The sequence below is a fragment of the Spirillospora sp. NPDC000708 genome (genome assembly GCF_040299565.1).
In the GTDB taxonomy this organism is placed as follows: Bacteria; Actinomycetota; Actinomycetes; order Streptosporangiales; family Streptosporangiaceae; genus Spirillospora.
On the sequence record NZ_JBEPCJ010000003.1, the window covers coordinates 40,376 to 59,718 of the forward strand.

At 74.0% G+C, this 19,343-nt stretch carries 16 protein-coding genes; 10 read left to right on the plus strand and 6 right to left on the minus strand.

The window, feature by feature from the left end; translation table 11 throughout:
* Positions 1-3 precede the first annotated feature (3 nt).
* Complete coding sequence (locus ABT299_RS03100) at positions 4-162, minus strand: hypothetical protein (RefSeq protein WP_241755489.1); 159 nt, start codon at positions 160-162, stop codon at positions 4-6.
* A gap of 126 nt (positions 163-288) precedes the next feature.
* On the opposite strand from ABT299_RS03100, the gene ABT299_RS03105 reads away from it, so the two are divergent.
* The 4 genes from ABT299_RS03105 (at position 289) to ABT299_RS03120 (ending at position 5,181) form a co-directional block, all read left to right on the plus strand.
* Complete coding sequence (locus ABT299_RS03105; RefSeq protein WP_387025612.1) at positions 289-1,050, plus strand: MerR family transcriptional regulator; 762 nt, start codon at positions 289-291, stop codon at positions 1,048-1,050.
* A 69-nt stretch (positions 1,051-1,119) separates the two neighbouring features.
* Positions 1,120-2,100 (plus strand): serine hydrolase, encoded by a 981-nt coding sequence (locus ABT299_RS03110; RefSeq protein WP_500249600.1) that lies wholly within the window; start codon positions 1,120-1,122, stop codon positions 2,098-2,100.
* A gap of 33 nt (positions 2,101-2,133) precedes the next feature.
* Positions 2,134-3,897: a S9 family peptidase gene (locus tag ABT299_RS03115; RefSeq protein WP_500249601.1), complete on the plus strand. Its 1,764-nt coding sequence runs from the start codon at positions 2,134-2,136 to the stop codon at positions 3,895-3,897.
* Positions 3,898-4,104: 207 nt separating this feature from the next.
* Positions 4,105-5,181 carry a hypothetical protein gene (locus ABT299_RS03120; RefSeq protein WP_500249602.1) on the plus strand — a complete coding sequence of 359 codons (1,077 nt, stop codon included), beginning with the start codon at positions 4,105-4,107 and terminating at the stop codon, positions 5,179-5,181.
* Positions 5,182-5,249: 68 nt separating this feature from the next.
* On the opposite strand, the gene ABT299_RS03125 is transcribed toward ABT299_RS03120, so the two are convergent.
* Entirely contained in the window at positions 5,250-5,918 is a 669-nt protein-coding gene (locus tag ABT299_RS03125) for a TetR/AcrR family transcriptional regulator (RefSeq protein WP_151542571.1), read from the minus strand.
* A 93-nt stretch (positions 5,919-6,011) separates the two neighbouring features.
* Here ABT299_RS03125 and ABT299_RS03130 point away from each other — a divergent pair, with 93 nt between their 5' ends.
* On the plus strand, positions 6,012-6,440 hold the full coding sequence (locus ABT299_RS03130) for a nuclear transport factor 2 family protein (RefSeq protein ID WP_500249603.1): 429 nt from the start codon (positions 6,012-6,014) through the stop codon (positions 6,438-6,440).
* On the opposite strand, the gene ABT299_RS03135 is transcribed toward ABT299_RS03130, so the two are convergent.
* Positions 6,430-7,530, minus strand: a complete 1,101-nt coding sequence (locus tag ABT299_RS03135) for an aspartate-semialdehyde dehydrogenase (RefSeq protein WP_500249604.1) — start codon at positions 7,528-7,530, stop codon at positions 6,430-6,432. The genes ABT299_RS03130 and ABT299_RS03135 overlap by 11 nt on opposite strands.
* 260 nt (positions 7,531-7,790) lie before the next feature.
* The gene (locus ABT299_RS03140; RefSeq protein WP_151542569.1) at positions 7,791-9,065 is read right to left on the minus strand and encodes an aspartate kinase; all 1,275 of its coding nucleotides are present in this window, start codon (positions 9,063-9,065) and stop codon (positions 7,791-7,793) included.
* Positions 9,066-9,257: 192 nt separating this feature from the next.
* Between ABT299_RS03140 and ABT299_RS03145 the strand changes: the two genes are divergently transcribed.
* Positions 9,258-10,073 carry an alpha/beta fold hydrolase gene (locus ABT299_RS03145; protein ID WP_500249605.1) on the plus strand — a complete coding sequence of 272 codons (816 nt, stop codon included), beginning with the start codon at positions 9,258-9,260 and terminating at the stop codon, positions 10,071-10,073.
* A 58-nt stretch (positions 10,074-10,131) separates the two neighbouring features.
* On the opposite strand, the gene ABT299_RS03150 is transcribed toward ABT299_RS03145, so the two are convergent.
* Positions 10,132-11,172: a LacI family DNA-binding transcriptional regulator gene (locus ABT299_RS03150; RefSeq protein ID WP_500249606.1), complete on the minus strand. Its 1,041-nt coding sequence runs from the start codon at positions 11,170-11,172 to the stop codon at positions 10,132-10,134.
* A 187-nt stretch (positions 11,173-11,359) separates the two neighbouring features.
* On the opposite strand from ABT299_RS03150, the gene ABT299_RS03155 reads away from it, so the two are divergent.
* From ABT299_RS03155 to ABT299_RS03170, 4 genes are read left to right on the plus strand one after another with little or no spacing between them, the layout of a single operon-like run.
* Complete coding sequence (locus tag ABT299_RS03155; protein ID WP_500249607.1) at positions 11,360-12,274, plus strand: nitrilase family protein; 915 nt, start codon at positions 11,360-11,362, stop codon at positions 12,272-12,274.
* A 10-nt stretch (positions 12,275-12,284) separates the two neighbouring features.
* Positions 12,285-13,487 (plus strand): hypothetical protein, encoded by a 1,203-nt coding sequence (locus ABT299_RS03160; RefSeq protein WP_500249608.1) that lies wholly within the window; start codon positions 12,285-12,287, stop codon positions 13,485-13,487.
* Between the two features lie 29 nt (positions 13,488-13,516).
* Complete coding sequence (locus ABT299_RS03165; RefSeq protein WP_500249609.1) at positions 13,517-14,926, plus strand: amidase; 1,410 nt, start codon at positions 13,517-13,519, stop codon at positions 14,924-14,926.
* Between the two features lie 10 nt (positions 14,927-14,936).
* Positions 14,937-15,962 carry an alpha/beta fold hydrolase gene (locus ABT299_RS03170; protein ID WP_500249610.1) on the plus strand — a complete coding sequence of 342 codons (1,026 nt, stop codon included), beginning with the start codon at positions 14,937-14,939 and terminating at the stop codon, positions 15,960-15,962.
* 105 nt (positions 15,963-16,067) lie between these two features.
* Here ABT299_RS03170 and ABT299_RS03175 read toward each other — a convergent pair whose 3' ends face one another.
* The gene (locus ABT299_RS03175) at positions 16,068-19,343 is read right to left on the minus strand and encodes a DUF4132 domain-containing protein (RefSeq protein ID WP_500249611.1); all 3,276 of its coding nucleotides are present in this window, start codon (positions 19,341-19,343) and stop codon (positions 16,068-16,070) included.

Consider the following 19,343-nt stretch of genomic DNA (forward strand, 5'->3'; position numbering starts at 1 on the left):
CGCCTAGTGGTGCTTCACCTTCACCTTGGTCTTGTGCTTCACCGTCGTGTGGTGGTGGTGCACGACCGTGGTGTGGTGATGGTGGCCGCCGCCGCAGGCGGTCAGCCCGAGGCCGGCGAGCAGGACGGTCGCCGCCAGCACGGCGGGACGGGTCTTCGACATGGGAGGCCTTTCGCTCCGGGGGTCCGACGGCGGATCAGACGCGGGCCGCGCCGCGCCCGTTCCGCCCGCGCGGCGGCCCTGGCGGGCCGGAACCGGTCGCGTGTCGTAGCGAACTATGCTTCTCCCGTGACCGAACAGCCTGCGGACGACCAGGGCGCCCCCTCCGCGGACGCGGGCCGGGAGTACCGGATCGGCGACCTCGCGCGCGCCGCCGGCGTCCCCGTCCGGACCCTGCGCTACTACCAGGAACGCAAGCTGCTCCCGCCGCCCCGGCGGGAGGGCCGCGTCGGCCTGTACTCCGACGAGCACCTCGCCCGCCTCCGCATGATCGGCAACCTGCTGGAGCGCGGCCACACCCTGGAGGGCATCCGCGAGCTGCTGTCGGCGTGGGAGCAGGGCCGCGACATCGGCACCGTGCTGGGCGTCGAGAAGGTCGCCACCGCGCCGTGGTCCAACGAGGTCCCCGTCACGATGACGCTGGACGAGCTGGCCGCGCTGTTCCCGGGCGAGGTCGGCCCCGAGTCGGTCGAGCGGGCGCTGGCGTCCGGGGTGATCGAGATCGACGGCGACCGCGTCACCCACTGGAGCCGCCGCCAGCTGGAGGCGACCGTCACGCTGGTGCGCGCCGGGGTGCCGCTCGCGGAGGTCCTGTCGGCGGGGCAGCGGCTCCAGGAGAGCATGGACGAGCTGGCCGCGATGTTCGTCCGGCTGATCGCCGACCACGTCGTCGGCGACGTCGGCGAGCAGGACCTCGGCGACCTCACCGAGACCCTCGCCCGGCTGCGGCCCGGCGCGCAGGTCACCGTGGAGGCCGGGTTCGCCCGTGCCATGGACCGGCAGGTCCGCGCCGTGATCGACCAGCTCCTCGGCCGCCTCGCCTCGCCCTGACGACACTCCGTCGCCCTTCCGTCGCGTGTCGTGACCGGCTCGGCGCTTCTTGATCATTAGCGTGGGCGGGTGCCTGGACTCCTTCCGCGGACCCTGGCGGCGGGACCGGCCGCCGCGCTCACCACCACCGCGCTCACCACCACCGCGCTCACCACCGCCGCACTCGCCGCCACCGTGCTCGCCGCCGGTTCCGTGCCGTTCGCCGCCGCTCCCGCCCGCGCGTCGGACGCCCCGGTGTGCGTCTCGGCCCGGCATCCGGTGCTCGCGAAGCGGCTCGGCCGCCGCATCACCGCCGCGCTGGCGGGCCGCACCGGAACCGAGTCCGTCGCCGTCTACGACCGGGAGCGCGGCGTCCGCTGCGGCGTCCTCGCCGGCCGGCGCTACGACTCGGCGAGCGTCGTCAAGACCGCGATCCTCGCCGCGCTGCTGCGCGAGGCCGCCGCCGCGCACCGCCCGCTCACCGCGTCCGAGGACGCCCTCGCCACCAGGATGATCACCAGGTCCGACAACCGCGCCGCGTCCGCGCTGTGGCGCTCCGTCGGCCCCGGCCGCCTGGACCGGTTCCTCCGGAAGGCCGGGATGGCGCACACCGGCCTCGACCCCGCCGGGCACTGGGGACTCACCCGGACCACCGCCGCCGACCAGATCACCCTCCTGCGGCGCCTCACCGAGCACAACGCCCTGCTCACCGACGTCGCCCGCGCCTACGAGCTGGGCCTCATGCACCGCGTCATCGCGTCCCAGCGCTGGGGCGCCACCGCCGGGACGCCCGCCGGGATCACCTGGCACGTCAAGAACGGCTGGCTGCCCCGGCATGGCAAGGAGTGGCGCGTGCACAGCGTCGGCGCGTTCACCGGCCGCGGCGAGCACTACCTGATCGCCGTCCTCACCCAGGGCGCGCCGACCATGGCGTACGGCGTCGAGACCATCGAGCGCGTCGCCCGCGCCGTGCACGGCGACCTCGCCCCCGGCAGCCGCGCCGCGATCCCCGGCGGCGTCCCGGACGGCGTTCCGGAGACCTCCGACGGCTCCGTCCCGCCCGGCGCCTGACGCCGGCGGCCGGGGCGCCGCGATACTGGGGGGATGGTCGACGACGAACGCTGGAAGGCGCGGTTCCGCGCCGCACGCATCAGCCTCCCCCGCTGGGCGCGCGACGCCCCGGACCGCAGCATCTACCGCTCCAACGCCACCGGCACCTGGGAGATCTACGCCTGGGACCGCGGCACCGGCGAGCAGCGGCAGATGACGGACCGGCCCAACGGCACGTGGATCGGCACCGTCGACCCCACCGGGGAGTGGGTGTGGTGGTTCGCCGACACCGACGGCGACGAGTTCGGCGTCTGGCGGCGCGTGCCGTTCGGCGGCGGCGAGGACGCCCCCGCCGTTCCCGGGCTCGAGCCGTCCTACCCCGCCGGGCTGTCCCTCGGCGCGAGCGGGCTCGCCGTCGTCGGGCGCACCGGCGAGGACGGCAACACCGTCCACTTCTGCCGTCCCGGCGCCGCGCCGGAGGTCCTCTACCACCACGCCGAGGACGCGCACGTCGCCGCGCTGTCCCGGGACGAGTCGCTGGTCGCGATCGGGCACAGCGAGCACGGCGACAGCCGCCACATGGCGCTGCGGGTCCTCCGCCCGGACGGCTCCGCCGTCGCCGACCTGTGGGACGGCCCCGGCAAGGGCGTCTACGGCATGGGCTTCGCGCCCGTCGACGGGGACACCCGCCTGCTCGTGGGCCACGAGCGCCGCGGCCGCGACGAGATCCTCATCTGGGACCCGGTCGCCGGCACCGAGCGGGAGATCGTCCTCGACCTGCCCGGCGAGATCGGCGCCGGCTGGTACCCGGACGGGACCGCGCTGCTGATCTCCCACAACCACGAGGCGCGCGACGAGCTGTACCGCTACGACCTCGGCGACGGGTCGCTGTCCCGCGTCGAGACGCCGCGCGGCGTGATCGGCGGCGCCGACGTGCGGCCCGACGGCACCGTGGAGTTCTCCTGGTCGTCGGCCGCCGAGCCGCCGGTGATCCGGTCGTCGTCGGGCGCGGTCGTCCTCACCCCGCCCGGCCCCGCCGCCCCGCCGTCGGTCCCGGTGGAGGACGCCTGGGTGGACGGCCCCGGCGGCCGCATCCACGCCCTGGTCAGCAAGCCGGAGGGGGACCGGCCGTTCCCGACCGTGTTCGACGTCCACGGCGGTCCGACCGCGCAGGACGACGACTCGTTCGCCCCCGCCGCCGCCGCGTGGGTCGACCACGGGTTCGCCGTCGTCCGCGTCAACTACCGCGGCTCCACCGGCTACGGCTCGCGGTGGCGCGACGCGATCGAGGGACGGGTCGGGCTCACCGAGCTGGAGGACATCAAGGCCGTCCGGGACTGGGCCGTCGCCACCGGCCTCGCCGACCCGGACCGGCTCGTGCTGACCGGCGGGTCGTGGGGCGGGTTCCTCACCCTGCTCGGCATCGGCACCCAGCCGGACGACTGGAGCGTCGGCGTCGCGTCCGTGCCCGTCGCCGACTACGTCGCCGCCTACGAGGACGAGATGGAGGGGCTCCAGGCGTTCGACCGGTCGCTGTTCGGCGGGTCGCCCGAGGAGGTCCCCGACCGGTACCGCGAGTCGTCGCCGATCACCTACGTCGAGCGGGTGAGGGCGCCGGTGCTGATCCTCGCGGGCGAGAACGACCCGCGCTGCCCCATCCGGCAGATCGACAACTACCTCGCCCGCCTCGCCGAGCTGGGCCTGCCGCACGAGACGTACCGCTACGACGCGGGCCACGGCTCCCTCGTCGTCGAGGAACGCATCACGCAAATGTCGGCGGAAATGGACTTCGCCAGGAAACATCTGGGTATGTCGTAACACAGTCGCGGGGACGGGCGTCGCCCCGCCCGCCCCCGCGTTTACAAGATCCAGGACCCGGGCATTCCTCCGATCGGCCGCCACCGAGCGCTGCCGACAAGAGAGAGGGCCGGTCATCGACCGGCGGCCCCCCCGGGCGCCGCCGCCCCGTGCGGCGGCGCGCTCACCGCCGCTCTCCGCGCGGAGAGCCGAACCGGGGGGATCTCCATGAACCGGCCGCATGCCGTCCGCACACCCGCGCCCTGCTCGCGCCCGCGCCGAAAACCCGCGTGCACCGCGCTGACCACCCTGCTCGCGACGGCCGCCGCGCTCGTCGCCACGGCCCAGGCCGCTCCGGCGGGCGCCACCGCCCCGCCTCCCGTCCCGTCCCCCGTCGCGGCGCCTCCGCCGCCCGACCCCATTGCGGCAGGGGTACCTGCCCGCCCGCCCGACGTCTCCGCGCCCGCCCTGTCGCCGACGGCCGCCGGCGGCGTCCCGCCGGTCACGATGGCGTCCGCCGGGGTCATCGCGCCCGCGTCCCGTCCGCCGCTCGCGCCCGGCCGCCCGTCCGTCTCGCATCCGGCCGGCGGAGCCCAGACGCGGCCCCGCGTCCCGTCCCCCGCGTCGGCCGGCGCCGCGCCGGCGTCCGCCGCGCGACCGGCGAACGGCGCGCCGGCCGGCCCGCTGCCCGGGACGCTCGCCGGCCTGGCGCCGTCCGCCGCCACCACCGGAGTGGGCGGCGTCCTGTCCCCGGCGGACTCCCCGGCGTCCCCGCCTCCGCAGGCCGCTCCGAGGCCGAGGCGCGCGCCATCCGCCGTCGACGATGAGGCTCCGCAGGCCGACACCGTCCCGGACGAGGCGGCGGGCGCGGTCACGAACCTCCTCAAGGCGGCCCTTCCCGACCTCCCGAAGTCGGTGCGGCTGCACCAGGAGGACGCGGCGGCGTTCCTGCGCGCGAGCGGGATCCGGTGGCGGTCGACCGGCGGCTGCTCGGACCGCGGCCGCACGTCCTGCACGTCCTTCGACGGCCTGCGCTGGGGGACGCTGAAAGGGCTGCTGGACTTCCGGGCGGAGAGCGGCTGCCCGATCACGGTCACCGGCGGGACGGAGCGCGGCCACGCGGGCGGCCCCCGCAGCCACGCCACCGGCCACAAGCTCGACATCGCGCCGAGCCCGTGCGTCGACGCGGCGATCAGGCGCTACCCGTACCAGGGGGTGCGCGGCGACGGCGCGCGCCTGTACCGCTCGCCGGACGGCACGCTGTTCGCCCGCGAGCGCGACCACTGGGACATCACCTTCGGCTAGGCACGCCCTCCGGCCGGACGCGCCTTCCGACCGGGCGCCCGGTCAGGCGCGTCGGTCAGGCGCGTCGGTCAGGCGCGGACCTCGCGGATGATGCCGACGAGCTCCCGGGTGACCGACTTGAAGCCGGGCAGCCGGGACATCGACACCATCCGGTTGACGAGCGGGACGGTCCGCTCGACCAGCAGGTACGTCTTGCGGCAGCCGGGGGAGCTGTCGTGCACCCAGTACAGGACGATGCCCATCGAGTAGATCCACAGCAGCTCCGGCAGCTCCTTGCGGAACTCCTTGTCGATCTTCAGGTCGGAGCCCTCGACGACCTCCCGGTAGATCGCGACCGCGGAGTCGCGGGCGGGGCCGGACTCGGCGCTGAACGGGTTGAGCGGGCTGGTGGGCTCGGCGGCGAACTTGAAGAACTTCCCGGCGAACTCGTGGTAGGGGACCATCGTGTCGACACGGGCCTTCAGGACGCCGAGGAGGCGGGGGGCGAACTCGGTCTCGGCGTCGAGGACGGCGCGGCAGGCGGCGAGGTGCTCGTCCTGCAGCTCGTCGTAGTACGCCTGGATCAGTTCTTCCTTGGACCCGTAGTAGTAGTAGGCGTTGCCGACCGAGACCCCGGCCTCCTTGGCGATCGCGCGCATCGTCGTCGCCTCGTAGCCGCGCTCGCGGAAAAGCCGCAGCGCGGTCTGGACGATCAGGGCCCGGGTCTGCTCGGACTTCACCGCCTTCGTCTCGGTCACGCATGCCACCCTACGGCCCCGATCGGACGTCCTGCAGGCGCCGCGATCCGCACGCGCCCGCAACCGGCGCGGCGATGCCGGTGTTACCCCACCATGATCGACACATGGGACGCGCTCGAGCGCTTCTACGCCGCCGAGGCGGACTACCTGGCCGCGGGCGGCCCCGGCAAGGCCGACTTCTCCGGGATGGCCGCCCACCTGGCGCCCGACGTGGTGATGTACCAGGCGGAGAGCCTGCCCTACGGCGGGACGTGGCGCGGGCACGACGGGATGGAGCGGTTCATGGCCGCGATGAGCGAGGCGTGGACGGGCCTGACGTTCCTCGAACGCCGCTATGCCGTGGACGGCGAGACGGTCGCCGTCCACAACCGGGGTGTGCTCACGTCGCGCGCGACCGGGCGGGAGCTGGAGACGTCCGTCCTGCAGTGGATCACGGTGCGGGACGGGCTGGTCCACGAGTTCCGGCCGTTCTACCTGGACACGGCGGCCGTGCTCGAAGCGCTGGGGGCCGTCACGGGGTGAGCTCGGCGGCGACGAGCTCGGCGATCTGCGCGGTGTTGAGCGCGGCGCCCTTGCGCAGGTTGTCGCCGCACAGGAACAGGTCGAGCGCGCGCGGGTCGTCGAGGGAGCGGCGGACCCGCCCGGCCCACGTCGGGTCGGTGCCGACGGCGTCTGACGGGGTCGGGAACTCCAGCATCTCGGGGTTGTCGCACAGCACCACGCCGGGCGAGCGGGCCAGCACGTCCTGCGCCTCGCGCTGGTCGACGCGCTCGCCGAAGACGGCGTGGACGGCGACGGAGTGCGCGGTGACGACGGGGACCCGCACGCACGTCGCCGCGACCCTCAGCTCCGGCAGGCCGAGGACCTTGCGGCACTCGTCCCGGATGCTCAGCTCTTCCGAGCCCCAGCCGTCCTCGGCCGGGTCGCCGGTCCACGGGACGACGTTGAGCGCGAGCGGCGCCGGGAACGGGCCGAGGTCGCCGACGACGCCGCGCACGTCGCCGGCGCGGTGGCCGAGCGCCCGGTCGCCACCGACCTTCTCCATCTGCGCGTACAGGGTGTCGGCGCCCTCGCGGCCCGCGCCGGACGCGGCCTGGTACGACGCGACGACCAGCTCCCGCAGCCCGTACCGCTCGTGCAGCGCGCCGAGCGCCACGATCATCGACAGGGTGGTGCAACCGGGGCCCGCGAGGACGCCGCGCGGGCGGTCCCGGACGAGGCCCGGGTTCACCTCGGGCACGATCAGCGGGACGTCCGGCGCCCCGCGGAACGCCGGGGACCCGTCCACGGCGACCGCGCCTCGGGCGACGGCTGCGGGCGCCCATTCGGCGGCGACGGCGGCGGGCACGGCGAACATCGCGATGTCGGCGCCGTCGAACACCTCGGGGGCGAGCGCGGCGACGTCGACGTCCTCGCCGCGCACGCGGAGCGTCCGTCCCGCCGAGCGGGGCGAGGCGGCGAGCCGAATCTCCCCGTACACGTCGCGGCGGGTCGACAGCAGGTCCAGCATCACGGTGCCGACCGCGCCGGTGGCGCCGACCACGGCCAGCGTGGGCGCCCACCGCCCGTCGCGTCCGGTCCTCGGCCCGGCGGTCGAACCCATGGTCGCCATCACCCTCTCGTCGTCGGTCGGGTCGTCCGCGGCGTGCCCCCGCACTGTGAACTTCCGCGGCGGGCGGCCGGTTCCCGGTCGAGCGTGCCACGGCGCGCCGGACGGGTCTGCGCCACACGCCCCAGAACGCGTGCACGCCCGCGCAGGCGGCTCGCCCCGCGCGGGTCGGCTCGTCCCGCGAGGGCGGCGCACGCCGGAAAAGCGGCGCGGGCCGTACGGGGCGTCCCGTACGGCCCGCGGCCGGGCGTCGAAGGGCGGCGTCAGCGGCCGGTGCCGCCGTAGACGACGGCCTCGACCTGGTCGACGTCCAGGTCGAACGCGTGGTGCGCGGCGGCGACCGCGGTGTCCACGTCGTCCTGGGCGACCACGACGGAGATCCGGATCTCCGAGGTGGAGATCATCTCGATGTTCACCCCGGCATCGGCGATCGCGGCGAAGAACGTCGCGGTGACGCCCGGGTGCGAGCGCATCCCGGCGCCGATCAGCGACACCTTGCCGATCCGGTCGTCGTAGCGCAGCGACTCGAACCCGATCCGCTCCTTCAGCTTGTTCAGCGCGGTCAACGCGGACTGCCCGTCGCTCGCCGGCAGCGTGAAGGAGATGTCGGTGCGCCCGGTGGACGCCGCCGACACGTTCTGCACGATCATGTCGATGTTGATCTCGGCCTCGGACAGCACCGTGAAGATCGTCGCGGCCTCACCGACCTTGTCGGGCACCCCGACCACGGTGATCTTGGCCTCGCTCCGGTCGTGCGCGACCCCGGAGATGATCGCCTGCTCCATGTCCTGTCCTTCGATCTCGCTGCTGTCGACGACCCACGTCCCCTCCTTCTGGGAGAACGAGGACCGCACGTGGATCGGGATGTTGTACCGGCGCGCGTACTCCACGCAGCGCAGATGCAGGATCTTCGCACCGGTCGCCGCCATCTCGAGCATCTCCTCGTAGGAGATCTTCGGGATCTTGCGGGCCTGCGGGACGATGCGCGGGTCGGCGGTGAAGACCCCGTCCACGTCGGAGTAGATCTCGCAGACGTCGGCGTCCAGCGCCGCGGCCAGGGCGACCGCCGTGGTGTCGGAGCCGCCGCGGCCGAGCGTGGTGATGTCCTTCGTGCCCTGCGAGACGCCCTGGAAACCGGCGACGATGCAGACCGCGTTCTCGTCGAGCGCGCTGCGGATGCGGCCCGGCGTCACGTCGATGATCTTGGCTTTCCCGTGGGTGCCGTCGGTGATGACCCCCGCCTGGGAGCCGGTGAACGAGCGGGCCTCGTGGCCCAGGTTCGCGATGGCCATGGCCAGCAGGGCCATCGACATCCGCTCGCCCGCGGTGAGCAGCATGTCCAGCTCGCGGGCCGGCGGGAGGGGACTGACCTGCTTGGCCATGTCGATGAGATCATCCGTCGTGTCGCCCATGGCGGAGACCACGACGACGACGTCGTTCCCCGCCTTCTTCGTCGCGATGATGCGCTGGGCGACCCGCTTGACGCACTCGGCGTCGGCGACGGAGGAGCCACCGTACTTCTGCACGACAAGAGCCACGGGTGGGCGCTCCTCGAATCGGGGTCAGGCGTACTGACCGATGAGTCTACCGAGGCGCCGCCAATGGATTACGAGCAGGTAACTGCGCACGCCCTCCGCGGCCCCATGTCATCGCCCGCATTACCTCCCACGTCATCGACCCGCGCCCCCGCCGCCCGCCATGATCGTCTCAACGCCGAACAAGGAGCCGAGATGTTCTTCGAGACCCACGACGGGACCCGCCTCTCCTACGAGGAGTACGGGCAGGGCAGCCCGGTCGTCTTCGTCAACAGCGCCATGCTCAACACCGGCATGTGGGAGTACCAGATCCCGTTCTTCATCGAGAACGGCTACCGGTGCCTGACCTTCGACCGGCGCGGGCACGGCCGGTCGGACCGCCCGTCGGGCGGGTACGACCTCGACTCGCTCGCCGACGACCTCGCCGCGTTCCTGGAGCACCTGGACCTGCGCGACGTCATCCTGGTCGGGCACTCGACCGGCGGCTCCGAGATCGCCCGCTACCTCGCCCGGCACGGCGAGGAGCGCGTCCAGCGCGTCGCGTTCCTCTCCGCGATCCTGCCGTACCTCCGGCAGACCGAGGACAACCCCGAGGGGATCCCGCAGCAGCTGTTCGACGGCATGATCGCGATGATCCGCGCGGAGCGGCCCAAGTGGCTCGCCACGCAGTCGCAGGCGTTCTTCGCGACGCATCTCGGCAACGAGGTCCACCCCGCCACCATCGAGTGGATGATCCGGATGTGCCTGGACGCCACGCCCTGGGCCGTCCTGGAGGTGCAGAAGACGATCTACTACGCCGACAACCGCGAGGCGCTGCGCAACATCACGGTGCCGGCCCTGGTAGTGCACGGCGACGCCGACTTCTCCGCCCCCGTGGAGATCACCGGCCGCCGCACCGCCGCCCTGGTCCCGGGCGCCGTCTACAAGGAGTACCCCGCCGCCGGGCACGGGCTGTTCGTCACCCACAAGGACCAGCTGAACGACGACCTGCTCGCGTTCTTCAAGTCCTGACCCCGCCCGGCGGCCGGAGGCCGCCTCCCGGAGCCCGCCGACCGGGCCACGCCGACGATCAATCAGCGGCGTATTCCGGCCGTCCCCCAGTGGAGGCGCGGGGGTGTAGTTCCGGAGCCAGACGTTCGGACTCGACCGGCTGTCCCTGCAGCACGGACGAGAGCAACTCCATGGCGCGCCGGCCGATCTCGCGCATCGGGACGGCGACGCTGGTCAGGGGAATGGGCAGTTCCGCCGCCAGGGGCGTGTCGTTGTAGCCCATGATCGCCAGGTCGGAGCCCGCCCGCAGGCCGTGGTCGCGGGCGGCGCCGAGGGCGCCGATGGCGGCGAAGTCGTTGACGGCGAAGATCGCCGTCGGGCGGTGGGGGCCGGTGAGCAGCCGTTCGGCGGCGGCGCGTCCTCCCGCGGTGTCGAAGGACGAGTGCACGACCGCGTCCGGGGGGACGCCGACACCCCGTTCCCGGCAGTGGTCGAGGAAGCCCGCGGTCCGGTCGGCGCCGGTGCTGGCGTACGGCTCGCCCGCGATGACGGCGACGCGGGTGTGTCCCAGGTCGAGCAGGTGCTCGGCGGCCAGCCGGCCGCCGAGCACGTCGTCGGGTGTCACCGAGGGGTGGTCGCCGGCCCGGCGGTTGGCCAGGACGAAGCGCACGCCGTCGGCGGCCAGTTCGTCCAGGAACGCGTCGTCGAGGCGGGCGTCGCCGAAGACGAGCCCGTCGACGCGGCGGGCGAGGAGCAGCCGGGTGCGCAGCCGGCGGGTGGCGTCGTCGTCGAGGGTGTTGGCGGTGATCGTGGTGATCCCGTGCCGTCCGGCGGCCTCGTCGATGCCCTCGTAGATCGTCGCGAGGACGAGGTCGGACAGGCGCGGGATCAGCACTCCGACCAGCCCGCTGCGTCCCGTGCGCAGGCCGGAGCCGTGGGGGTCGGGCTGGTAGCCGAGCTCGGCCGCGCGCCGCCGGATGCGGGTGGCGGTCTCGCTGGAGGCGGCTCGGCCGCGGTCGTCGCCGCGCCCGTTCAGGACGCGGGAGACGGTCGAGATGTGGAGCCCGAGCTCGTCGGCGATGTACCGCAGCGTCACCGGGCGTTCTTTGCGCTCGGCCACCGGCGTCTCCCTTCCCCGAAGTCTCGAACCGGGCCGACGAGACGATATCGCCCCGGCCCGGATCGGTGCCGCCGCCGGCGGCGGGCCCGGATGGCGTGGAGAGGGCTCTTGACGGCGCCGGGGTCACGCGTCCATGCTAACCCAAACGTTTGGCGCAAACGTTTGGGTTCCAGGGGAAGGGCACTTCATGACACCGTCCGACGCAGCTCAGGCGCAGAAACACCCGGTCAGCCCGGTCCGGATCGCCGTGGTGCAGTCCGCCCCCCGGGCGGGCCTGCACCATCGCGCCGCCAACTCCGAACGGGCGCTCGACCTGGCCGAACGAGCCGTCCGGGACGGAGCGACCCTGGTCGTCCTTCCCGAGCTGGCGAGCACCGGCTACAGCTTCCGCGACCGCGCGGAGGCCTACGCCCACGCCGAAGACGTCCCGGGCGGGGAGACGGTCAGGCGCTGGGAGGACTTCGCCCGCCGGCACGGCGTGCACCTCGTCGGCGGCCTGGCCGAGCGCGAGGGCGTGCGGCTCTTCGACACCGCGGTCCTCGTCGGACCGGACGGCTATGTGGGCCGCTACCGCAAGGCCCACCTGTGGAACCGGGAGAAGCTGTGGTTCACCCCGGGCGACGAGGGCTTCCCGGTCTTCGAGACCCCGATCGGGCGGATCGGCCTGCTGATCTGCTGGGACATCTGGTTCCCCGAGGTCCCCCGGCTGCTCGCCCAGCAGGGCGCCGACATCATCTGCAGTGTCAACAACTGGGTGTGGACCCCGCCGCCGATCTTCGACGAGGCCGGCCGGTGCATGGCCGCGTACCTGACGATGACCGCGGCGCACGTCAACAACGTCTTCATCGCCGCCGCCAACCGGGTGGGCACCGACCGCGACGCCCGGTTCCTCGGCTGCTCCCTCATCGCCGGGACCAACGGCTGGCCCATCGGCGGTGTCGCCGGGTCGGAGGACGAGACCGTCCTGACGGCCGACGTGGACCTCGTCTCGGCGCGCAGCGCCCCGATCTGGAACCCGCTCAACGACCTGGTCCGGGACCGGCGCACCGACCTCTACGATCCGCTGCTCGGCTACCGCCTCGGCCAAGCGTTCCCGCGCTGAGGGGACGGCGATGACCAGCACGAGCATCCGCGCCCGGCTCGGCCGGCCCGGCTCGATCCTTCCGTGGGGCGCCGCGGCCTGCACCGTCACCGCGGCGGCGCTGCTGGCGGCCGTCCTGTCCGCCCTGCGTCCCGCACTGCCCGCGATCGGCAAGGGCTACGCGTCCTGGCACCTCGGTTACACCGACCCGGACTGGTACCTCTACTGGATCCTCGGGGACGCGACCGAGGCCACGATGGCCAAGTCGGCGCTCGGCGCGGTCCTCATGGTCGCCGGCGCGGCCTTCGCCCACGCGTCCCGCCGCCGGGACGGCGGTCCGCGCGGGTTCGCCCAGGCGTGCGGGACCGGGCTGTGGCCGTGGGTCGCCGTGAGCGCCGGCCTGGGCATGCTGGTCAGCAACCTGATGTGGGGGTGGACGCTGCATGCCTCGGGGACCTGGCAGCCGACCTTCGCGCCCTTCGTCTCCGTCCCGCCCGCCGTCGTGGTGCTGTACGGGGCGGGCTGGCCGGTGGCCGTGACGGGCGCCGTGCTGGGCGCCCTGCTGGTGACGCCCATCGCGCTGGTGCTGGTCGACCAGGTCTGCGTCCCGCTGGACGTCTCACCCGTGGTGGGCAGCGTCCTCGCCATGAGCCTCGGCGGGATCACCGCCTTCACGGTCTGCCGCAGGCTCCCCTGGCTCCGGCCGGTGAGCGGCGTCGCGGCCGGCCCCGCCGAGGCGGGCCGCGACCGGACCGCGACGCTCTTCTGGGTGCCGCGCCGGATCCTGGCCGACTTCACCGAAGCGCATTTCTACGGCAGCGAATGGGCCGGGGCCGGCCTGCTGATCGGATGCGTCCTGCAGTTCCTGCTCAACCCGGCCGGGCCGGCGTACGGCAGCGGCCTGCTGCCGCAGATGATCGCGGTCCAGGTACTGACCGCCGCCTGCGGTGTGACGCTGTGGCGGGCGCGGTGGTCCGCGGCCGGCTGGTATCCGACCTTCGTCCCCGTGGTCTCCGTCGCGCCCGCCACGGTCACGGCGTTCGGCGGCACGCTCCTTCCGTCCGTGGCCGGGGCACTGCTCGGCGCCATCGCCGCTCCGCCGCTCGCCGCCGCGCTGGCCCGGTGGCTGCCTGAACACGTCCATCCGATGGTCGCCTACACCGCTTCCATGGGCATCTGCACCGCCGCGGTCATCCCGCTGGTCGACCTGCTGCCCGGCTGCCACCTGTCCTGATGACCACGACGAGAACACCGAAGGCGACCATGCATCCGACCTCTTCCCCCATCGCCTCCGCGTCCGGCGAACCCTTCGGCGGCGCTCCGCCCGGCGGCCCGCCGACGATCTCGGACCTGGCCCGGGCCCTCCGCGACGGGAGCACGACCGCCACCGAACTGCTCCGAAGGACGCTGGACACGATCGCTGCGCTCGATCCCCTGCTGAACGCCTTCGTCACGGTGGACACCGCCGGAGCCGAGACGGCGGCGCGGCGGGCCGACCGCGAGCTCGCCGGCGGCGCCGACCGGGGCCCGCTGCACGGCGTCCCGGTCGCGGTGAAGGACATCGTTCCGGTCGCGGGCCTGCCGTCGACCATGGGATCGCGGCACTTCACCGGCCGCGTCGCGCCCGACGACGCCGCGTGCGTACGGCTTCTGCGCCAGGCCGGCGCGGTCGTGGTCGGCACGACCACCACCCACGAGTTCGCCTACGGTCCGACCGGCGACCGCTCGGCGAACGGGGCGTCCCGCAATCCGCACGATCCGGCCCGGATGTCGGGAGGCTCCAGCGGCGGGAGCGCGACCGCCGTCGCCGCCGGCATGGTGCCGCTGGCGATCGGCACCGACACCGGGGGATCGGTCCGCATCCCGGCGGCACTGTGCGGAGTGGCGGGCTTCAAACCCGCGTACGCGGCGATCCCCGCCGACGGCGTCTTCCCGCTGTCGAGGACGCTCGACCATGTCGGCCTCCTCGCCCGGACGGCGCAGGACTGCCTGACCGCCTACCGTGCCCTGGTCCCGGCCGGTCGGTCCTCCCGCGACGGCACGGCACGCGTCGGGTGGCTCGCCGCCCCCGCGTCCGCGGGCTGCGATCCGCAGGTCGCCCGTGCCGCCCGCGACGCGCTGGAAGCGGGGATCGGCCCGGTCGGCGACGTCCGCACGCCTCCGTGGGACGACCGCTCCACCTGGGCCCGGCTCCGCGCCGCGTTCTCCGCCGTCCAGGGCTGCGAAGCCGCGGCCGTCCACGCCGACCGGATGGCCGGCGATCCGGGCCTGTTCGACCCCGAGGTGCTCGCCCGGCTCCAGGACGCCGCCGCGGTCCCCGGCTGGAAGTACGTCCGCTCCATGGCCGCTCGCGAACGGTTCATCGCGCAGACCGGCGCGCTGTTCGGGCGGTACGACGTCCTCGCACTGCCCACCGTCCCGATCACCGCACCGCGCCTGGGCGAGCGCACGGTCCAGGTGGACGGCGCTCCCGCACGCCTGCGGGACGTCCTGCTGTCATTGACCAGCCCCTGGAACCTGCTGGGACTCCCCGCCCTCAGCGTGCCCGCCGCACCGGTCGGCGGCCTGCCGACCGGACTCCAGCTCGTCACCCGCCCCGGCTCCGAGCACCTGCTCTTCACCACCGCCGCTTCCATCACCGCATCGACGTCCGAACACAAGAGAGACGACTGAGGAGCATCGAATGCCGACCCCCGCCCATCAGACCCTTGAACTCCGCGACTTCCGACTCGAACGCGGCGCCGTCCTGCCCACGGCACGGCTCGCCTACCAGACCTACGGGGCGCTGAACGAGACCAAGAGCAACGCCGTCCTGTTCCCCACCTGGTTCGCCGGGGACCACACCTCCAACGAGTGGCTGATCGGCCCGGACCGGGCCCTCGACCCGCGCGAGTACTTCGTCATCGTGCCCGACCTCTTCGGCAACGGGGTCTCCTCGTCGCCGTCCAACACGCCCCCGCCGCACGCCGGCCCCGACTTCCCCGAGGTCACCGTCCGCGACAACGTCCGCGCCCAGCACGTCCTGGTCACCGAGCACTTCGGCATCGAGCGGCTGGAACTGGTCATCGGCTGCTCCATGGGCGCCCTACAGACCTACCAGTGGGCCGTCAGCCATCCCGGCATGGTGGCCCGCGCCCTCCCCTTCTGCGGCGCGCCGAAGACCTCACCCCACAACGCGGTGTTCCTCGAAAGCCTCCGTGCCACCCTCACCCTGGACGCCGCCTTCCAGAACGGCCGCTACCAGACCCCACCCGTCGCGGGACTGCGTGCCTTCTCCCGCGTCTACGCGGCATGGGGCTTCTCCCAGGCCTTCTACCGGGAAGGCGCCTACCGGCGGCTCGGCTTCACCGGCCTGGAAGACTTCCTCGCCGGCTTCTGGGAGCCCAACTTCGCCGACCAGGACGCCAACGACCTCCTCGCGATGCTGTGGACCTGGCAGAACGCCGACGTCTCCACCACCCCCGGCATGGACGGCGACCTCCCCCGCGCCCTCGGCTCCATCACGGCCGACCTGCTCGCCATGCCCGCCGAGAAGGACCTCTACTTCACACCCGAGGACGAGGAGAACACCGTCCGGCACGTCCCGAACGCAAGGCTGCGCACGATCCCGGGAATCTGGGGCCATCTGTCCGGCGGCGGCGCCAACCCCGACGACGCCGCCTTCATCAACGCGGCCGTACACGACCTCCTGACAGGAAAGGCACGCTGACAAGCCCGAGGCGGTTCACGGCCTCCCGGCCCACCCGCCGCGCACGAACGAGCCCGGCCGGCTTCGGCGGCCGGGCTCGGGCGCATTCCGGCCGCCCCCTCTGAGTCAGGACGCGACGCCCGCCAGCTCCGCCAGCACCTCCGACGCGGACACCGGGTCCAGGTCGCCGATCGGCCGCCGCCCCTCGCGGGCGCACCAGTCGCCGGTCTCCGGGCGGTCGTCCACCCAGATGACCTCGAGCCGCTGCGCACCGGCGAAGTCCATGCCGATGTCGATCCCGGGGTTCAGGTGGACGTTGACGTACAGGCCGCCCGGCACCGCCCGGTACATGCTGTGCTGGATTCCGGCGTCCATGGGGCTCCCGCGCCGCCAGCCGCGCCGTTCCAGCCCGAGCACGTCCGCCGGGTCGACGGAGGAGCCCTCGAACCGCGCCAGCCGCCGGGCGGCGCGCTCGGCGTCCGTCAGCGTGTGCACCTCCCTGCCGAGCTGCGGGAACGGCTGCAGGATCGCGTAGTCGGCGAACAGCACCGACCACTCCTCCAGCGCGTCGCCCAGCTCCAGCGGGTGCGGGATGCCGACGCGCGCCGACTCCGGCAGGGCGAGCACGTCGTCGGAGGCGTCGGCGAACGTCCGGTCCTCGGCCACCCGGAACGCCGCCGCCTTGCCGCCGTCCTCCGCGACCCACACCAGCCGCCGCGCGATGTGCCAGATCAGCGGGTGCTCCACGAACAGGCGCCGGAACTCCCCCGCCGTCCAGCGGCGCCGCGTCACCATCGCCCGCTCCAGCCGCCGGATCTGGTCGGCGGCGACCGTCCGCACGTCCTTCTTCAACTCCGCGAACCGCTTGTACGCGGCGGGCGCCAGCTCCGGGTCGTCCTTCGCGCCGGGCTTCGGCAGGGCCTTGCGGCGGGTGCCGTCCTCGTCCGCCACCTGCGGCCTGAGCTGCTCGTCGAATCCGACGGTGAAGCGGCGCGGCCCGTAGTCCAGGACGAGCCCGCCGCCCGCGTCCAGCCCGAAGTCGGGGACCAGCCGGTCGCCGAGCTGCTCCGCCGTCAGGCCCAGCCCGTCGGCGACCTCCTGGACCTTGTCCTGCGCGCGCGCCTTCAGCCCCTTGAACTTCACCTTCTGCGCGATGCCGTACAGCTGCATCAGGGCGACGTCCGTGCCGATCGCCGCCAGGACGTCCAGGCCCACGACCGCCTTGGAGTGCCCGCCGTCCCCCGGCCACGCGCGGATCAGCGGCGTCAGCCGGCGGGCGGTCCCGTCGTCGCCGAGCCGGCCGAGCTGTGCCAGCGCCCAGCCGTCCTTGGCCGGCGCCTCGTTCCGCCGCCACTGCTCGAACAGCGCCCACGCGAACTCCGCGAGCGACTCCGGATCGCACGCCTCCTTGACGATCCCGACGCCCGCGTACACCTCGTCGATGCCGGACATGGCCAGCATCGTCAGCAGATGCCGGACGGCACCGGCGGGCAGCGCGTCGTCGCGCCCGCGGAGCCTGATCTGCGGCAGCGACTCCGGGACGGCCCACTCGCCCACCACCGGGATGCGTTTCGGCAGGAGCTCCAGCGGATCCACCATGACGGACGCGCGCAGGGCGTCCGCGACCTCATCGCCGTGCGCGCGCGCCGCCGCCTTGATGACCTCGTCACTTCCGTGCTTCTCGGCCAGCATCCGCAACGCGCCCTCGGCCTCTCGCCGCGCCGGGCCGGGCCTGCCCAGCGCCGCCGGGACCAGCAGCGGCACCGCGTCCACGCCGTGCCGGCCGAACCACGCGAGCGCCGTCGCGCGGCCCCGCTTCGGCTTGGCCAGCGACGCGGCCATCAACCGCGCCACCCCCGCGTCCAGGAACGGCAGCGCCCGGTCGGCCAGCCCCGCCGGATCGGCCTCCGCGACGCGCAGCGCCACCGGCAGCGCGTCCGCCCCGAACCGGGCCACGACCGGCCGCAGCCACATCTCCGCCTCCCACAGCTGCGGCTTCCAGCCCGCCAGCCACGGCCGGACCTTCTCCACCGGCCCGTACGTGAGGACGCCGAGCCCGTACCCGTAGGCGCGGCCCTCGCGGAACTCCTCGACCAGCGCGTCCCAGTCGTCACCGGCCGGGACCCGATGCCGGTCGTCGGTCTTCGCCCACTCCTCCCGCTCGCCCGGCTCCCACCGCATCGCGGTCTCGGCGGGCGGCTCGAGCCCCCCGACGACGACGGGCTTCGCCGCCTCCGCCTTCCGCAGCCACGGCGGATCGGCCAGCGGGCCCGGCAGCGCGTCCAGGGGAGCGTCCGGCAGCCGGCCGTCGTCCCGCACCGCCACACCGGCCGCCGCCGCCAGCTCCGGATGGGCCCGCACATGCCCCGCCAGCAGCTCGGCGAGATGCGGCGCGTCCGCGGCCGCCAGCAACCGCAGCGCCCGCGCGGGGAACCGCTTCATCGCCGCGAGCAGCGCGGGCCGCACGTGCTTCTGGTCGGCGCGGTCCACCAGCGCCTGGAACGCCTCATCGCCCGGCACGATCGCGAGCACCTCGACGATCAGCTTGCGAAGGTCGGTGTTCCACTGGTTCGCGTCGTACGCCGCCACGAGCAGCGGCACGGCCGCCGCGTCCAGCCCGTCCAGCATCGTCACCAGGCACGACCGGTTCCACGTGTGCACGTAGGGCAGCCCGTACCAGGCCAGCGTCTCCACATGGCGAGATGTGCCGAGGGCGCAGTGCAGCATCCACAGGAAGCCCGACTCGTACCGCAGGTCCGGCGGCGCCTCGCAGCACTCCTGCACCCAGTCGAGCCGCGACGGCACCAGGAACGACACCGCCGTCCGCTGCGCCGCACCGCGCCGGCACCCCGCGAGGGCCTCGACCGCCCTCTCGTACTCGTCCTCGGCGGCGACCGCCAGCAGCCCCCGCAGCCGTGCCCCGATCCGCCACGCCGGCGTCGACCCCACCGACCTGCCGGGCCCCTCATCCGGCGTCCCGGCGACCCTCAGGCCGGGAACGCCCCAGCGGAGCCCGCTCAGCTCGGCGAACGCGCACGCCGCGAACGGCAGCCCGTGCTCGCCCACCCACGCGTCCGCCAGCGGCGCCGCGAGCTTCTCGACAGCAGGGTCCCACCGCGCGTCCTCCGCGAGCAGCGCCGCGACCACGGCCGCGCCCAGCGGGTTCGCGGCACCGGCCAGGTACTCCCGCGCCGCCCCGGCCATCTCCGGGCCGACACCGTCACGCTCGCCGATCGGCCGCTCGGCCTCCAACGCGCGGACCCGCTCCCGCATACCCTCGGCGGCGGACCCGTCCACCTTGATCGCCGGCCCCGGCCGCCCGCCCCGCCGCGCGAACATCCGCCGCCGCCACGCGTCCGGCAGGATCAGCGCATCTTCCCCCGAAGCCGAAAGATCATCCAT